Source organism: Allobosea sp., from assembly GCF_030694325.1.
In the GTDB taxonomy this organism is placed as follows: Bacteria; Pseudomonadota; Alphaproteobacteria; order Rhizobiales; family Beijerinckiaceae; genus Allobosea.
Genome location: NZ_JAUXYO010000104.1, coordinates 1 through 4,554 on the forward strand (window position 1 = coordinate 1; position 4,554 = coordinate 4,554).

Consider the following 4,554-nt stretch of genomic DNA (forward strand, 5'->3'; position numbering starts at 1 on the left):
GTCACGAGATGCTCGGGTCTGCGCCCGAGCATGACGGTTCGCCTCAAGCCCGCGCGAACGTCTCGTCGAAGGCGTAGCCCGCGCCGCGCACGGTGCGCAGTGGGTCCTTGGCGTCGCCGGGCGTGATCGCCTTGCGCAAGCGCCCGACATGGACGTCGACCGTGCGCTCGTCGATATAGACGTCGCGGCCCCAGACGGCGTCGAGCAGTTGGGCGCGGGAATAGACGCGGCCCGGCGCCTGCATCAGGAACTCGAGCAGGCGGAACTCGGTCGGCCCCAGATGCAGCTCCTCGCCGGAGCGGCGCACGCGCCGCGTCGTGCGGTCGAGTTCGAGATCGCCGGCGGTCAGCAGCCCGGCGACATGGCCGGGCTTGGCCCTGCGAAGCAGCGCCTGTATGCGCGCGATCAGCTCCGGCAGCGAGAACGGCTTGACGACATAGTCGTCGGCGCCGGTGGCGAGCCCGCGCACCCGCTCGGTCTCCTCGCCGCGGGCGGTGAGCATGATGATCGGCACCCGCTCGGTGTCGCGCCGGGCCCGCAGCCGGCGGCACAGCTCGATGCCGGACAGCCCCGGCAGCATCCAGTCCAGCAGCACGAGATCGGGCGTGTTGTCGCGCAGGTGCAGCTCCGCATCGTCGCCGCGCGCCACGCTGTCGACCACGAAGCCCTCGGCCTCGAGATTGTAGCGCAGCAGCAGCGTGAGCGGTTCCTCGTCCTCGACGATCAGGATGCGGGCGGCCATGGCAGCGTCCAAAATTGATGGGCTTCGGCAGGAAGCGCGGGGAACCCCTCCCCCTTGTGGGGAGGGGCAGGCGTGGAGGTCGGCCCGCTCGGTGAGCGATCGCCAGGCGGAACCACCCCCATCCCCCTACCCTTCCCCACAAGGGGGAAGGGAGGTGTATCGTCCGGCACGCCGCTGGCCTTTGAGAGCTTCGGCGGCGTGACGTTTTTCAGCTTCCCGTCACGGCCTCGACCGTGATGTCGGTGGTCTCGAGCTTGGGACGGTTGATGTCGAGCGACTCGCCGGTGACGAGGTAGTGGATCGTCTCGGCAATGTTGGTGGTGTGGTCGCCGATGCGCTCGACGTTCTTGGCGCAGAACAGGAGATGCGTGCAGAAGGTGATGTTGCGCGGATCTTCCATCATGTAGGTCAAGAGCTCGCGGAAGAGCGAGGTGTAGAGCGCGTCGATCTCGCCGTCGCGATGCCAGACTTCGAGCGCCTTCTGCTCGTTGCTGGTGGCGTAGGCGTCGAGCACGTCCTTGAGCTGCGCCTGGACCAGGCGGCTCATATGCTCGAGCCCGACCACGGCGCGGTGCGGCGGCGAGAACTGGCCGGAGATCGCGACCGCGCGCTTGGCGATGTTCTTGGCGAGGTCGCCGACGCGCTCGATGTCCGAGGCGATGCGGATCGCCGAGATCAGCTCGCGCAGATCATTGGCGAGCGGCTGGCGCCGGGCGATCGTCAGCACGGACCGCTCCTCGACGTCGCGCTGCAGGTTGTCAAGGCGCTGGTCGGCGGAGATCACCTTCTGGGCCAGCGTCGTGTCGCGGCGCACCAGCGCGACCGTGGAATCGCCGAGCATGCGCTCGGACATGCCGCCCATCTCGGCGAGGCTGCGGCGCAGCGCCTCCAGTTCGGCGTCGTAGGAGCGGACGATATGGTCGGTCATCGCGGCGGTGTCCTTTGCATGCGGGGCGGAAGCGGCGGTCAGGTCAGCCGAAGCGGCCGGTGACGTAGTCCTGCGTCTGCTTCTTGCCCGGGTTCATGAAGATCGTGTTGGTCGCGTCGAACTCGATCACCTCGCCGAGATACATGAAGGCGGTGTACTGCGAGATGCGCGCCGCCTGCTGCATGTTGTGGGTGACGATGACGATGGTGAAGTCGGTCTTGAGTTGCTCGAGCAGGTCCTCGATCTTGCCGGTCGAGATCGGATCGAGCGCCGAAGTCGGCTCGTCGAACAGGATGACCTCGGGCTTCTGCGCGATGGTGCGCGCGATGCACAGGCGCTGCTGCTGGCCACCGGAGAGACCCATGCCGGAGGTCTTGAGCTTGTCCTTGACCTCGTCCCACAGCGCGGCGCGGCGCAGCGCGCCCTCGACGCGGTCGTCGAGCTCGGACTTCGGCGGCTTCTCGTAGAGCCGGATGCCGAAGGCGACATTGTCGTAGATCGACATCGGGAAGGGCGTCGGCTTCTGGAAGACCATGCCGATGCGCGAGCGCAATTCGTTGACGTCGACGTCGTTGGAGATGACGTTGCGCCCGTCCAGCATCACCTGCCCGGTCGCCTTCTGCTCGGGATAGAGCGAGTAGATCCGGTTGAAGATGCGCAGCAGGGTCGACTTGCCGCAGCCCGACGGGCCGATCAGCGCGGTGACGTGCCGGTCGCGAAAGTCGAGATTGATGTTCTTCAGCGCCTTGTGCTCGCCATAGTAGAAATCGAGGTTCTTCACCGCGATCCGGACGGGCGCGTCGGCGTCGAGCGTCTGCGGGCTGAGGTCGAGGGTCGAGAGCATCGCAGGGTTCCTTCGGATCGGACGCGACGGAGGGATGACGCTGTTCTTACTTCGCGCCGCGCACGATGCGGCGCGCGATGATCGAAAGCAGCAGGATCGACATGGTGATGATCAGCGAGCCGGCCCAGGCGAGCTGCTGCCAGTTCTCGTAAGGCGCCGAGGCGAACATGTAGATCGTCACCGGCAGGTTGGAGACGCCGCCCATCAGGTTCGACGAGAACCAGAAATTGTTGTTCAGCGCCGTAAAGATCAGCGGCGCGGTCTCTCCGGCAATGCGGGCGAGCGCGAGCAGGATGCCGGTGACCATGCCGGCCTTCGCCGCCTTCCAGGTGATCGCGGTGATGACCACGGAGGGCGGCGCGCCGAGCGCCGCGCCGGCCTCGCGCAGCGGACCCGGGACCAGGCGCAGCATGTCCTCGGTGGTGCGAACGATGACGGGAATCGCGATGATGCCGAGCGCGACGCCGCCGGCCCAGCCGGAATAGCCGCCGAGCGGCTCGACCAGGATGACGTAGACGAACAGGCCGATCAGGATCGACGGCGCCGAGAGCAGGATGTCGTTGATGAAGCGGATCAGGTCGGCAAGCTTCGAGCCCTTGCCGTATTCGGCGAGATAGGTGCCGGCGAGCACGCCGATCGGCGTCGCCACGACGATGCCGAGGAAGGTCAGGATCACCGAGCCGACGATGGCGTTGGCGAGGCCGCCGCCCTCCGAGCCGGGGCCGGGCGTGATCTGGGTGAAGGTGGCGACGGACAGGCCGCCGATGCCCTTCACGATCAGCATCCCGAGGATCCAGAACAGAACGGTGATCGCGATGACGGTGAAGCTGGCCGTGATGATCCGCATGGCCTTGTCGGCGGTGCGGCGCGACTGGCGAACCCGTCCCCAGGTCGTCGGGGGGAGTTCACGAACGGTGGAGGGTGTCGTCAGGCTCATGATCTTCAACCCGCTCAGAAGGTCTTGACGCGTGCGACGAGGATGCGCGCGATGACGAGGACGACGAAGGTGACGAAGAACAGGATGCAGCCGAGACCGATCAGCGCGTTCATCTGCAGGCCGAGCGCCTCGTTGAACTCGTTGGCGATGCGCGAGGCGATGGTCGAGCCCGGATCCATGATCGAGCCCGAGAGCCGGTTGGCGTTGCCGACGACGAAGGTCACCGCCATCGTTTCGCCCAGCGCACGGCCGAGCCCGAGCATGATCGCGCCGATGATCGAGACGCCGGCCTGCGGCACGAGCACATGGCGCACCACCTCCCAGGTCGTCGCCCCGATGCCATAGGCGCTCTCGCGCAGCACGGACGGGATCTGGTCGAGCATGTCGCGCACGATCGAGGCGATGAAGGGGATGATCATGAAGGCCAGGATGATGCCGGCCGTCAGGATGCCCAGCCCCGAGGGCGAGCGCGAATACAGGATCGTGCCGACGATCGGCATGCCCTCGACGATGTTGGACAGGGGCGTTTGCACGTAAGCCGCAAACAGCGGCACGAAGACGAACAGACCCCACATGCCGTAGATGATCGAGGGCACGGCTGCGAGCAGCTCGATGGCGGTCGAGACCGGTTGCTTGAACCAGAGCGGAGCGAGCTGCGTCAGGTAGACCGCGATGCCGAGCGAGAGAGGCACCCCGATCAGCAGCGCGATCAGCGCCGTCGAGAGCGTACCGGCGATGGCCGGCCAGGCGCCGTAGACATCGGCCTGGGTATCCCATTGCGAGCCGGTGATGAAGCCCAGCCCGAAAGCCTTGAAGGCGGGCCAGCCGCCGATCACCATCGACAGCATGATGCCGGCGAGCAGCGCCAGCACGAACAGCGCCGAGGCGAAGCTGGCATTGCGGAAGACGAGGTCGAAGGTGCCCTTCGGCGTCTTGCGCTGCGGGCGCGCGGCCGGAATGCTCATTGGGTCGGTCACGGCGGTCATCCGTGGAACTCCGGTCGTAAAGCCAAAGGGGATGCAACGAAAACAGAGGCGGCTGTCTGGACCGAACCCTCATCCCCAACAGCGGATCAAGACCACGCCGCTGCTCGGGATGAGGGT

At 66.6% G+C, this 4,554-nt stretch carries 5 protein-coding genes; all 5 read right to left on the minus strand.

Annotated elements, in window-relative coordinates; translation table 11 throughout:
* Window positions 1-43 precede the first annotated feature (43 nt).
* On the minus strand, window positions 44-742 hold the full coding sequence (gene phoB / locus Q8M82_RS06290) for a phosphate regulon transcriptional regulator PhoB (RefSeq protein WP_267521366.1): 699 nt from the start codon (window positions 740-742) through the stop codon (window positions 44-46).
* A gap of 208 nt (window positions 743-950) precedes the next feature.
* Window positions 951-1,670: a phosphate signaling complex protein PhoU gene (gene phoU, locus Q8M82_RS06295; RefSeq protein ID WP_305690521.1), complete on the minus strand. Its 720-nt coding sequence runs from the start codon at window positions 1,668-1,670 to the stop codon at window positions 951-953.
* 43 nt (window positions 1,671-1,713) lie between these two features.
* Entirely contained in the window at window positions 1,714-2,514 is an 801-nt protein-coding gene (gene pstB, locus Q8M82_RS06300; protein WP_305690522.1) for a phosphate ABC transporter ATP-binding protein PstB, read from the minus strand.
* A 46-nt stretch (window positions 2,515-2,560) separates the two neighbouring features.
* Entirely contained in the window at window positions 2,561-3,451 is an 891-nt protein-coding gene (gene pstA, locus Q8M82_RS06305) for a phosphate ABC transporter permease PstA (protein WP_305690523.1), read from the minus strand.
* Between the two features lie 14 nt (window positions 3,452-3,465).
* The gene (gene pstC, locus Q8M82_RS06310) at window positions 3,466-4,437 is read right to left on the minus strand and encodes a phosphate ABC transporter permease subunit PstC (RefSeq protein WP_305690524.1); all 972 of its coding nucleotides are present in this window, start codon (window positions 4,435-4,437) and stop codon (window positions 3,466-3,468) included.
* Window positions 4,438-4,554 lie beyond the last annotated feature (117 nt).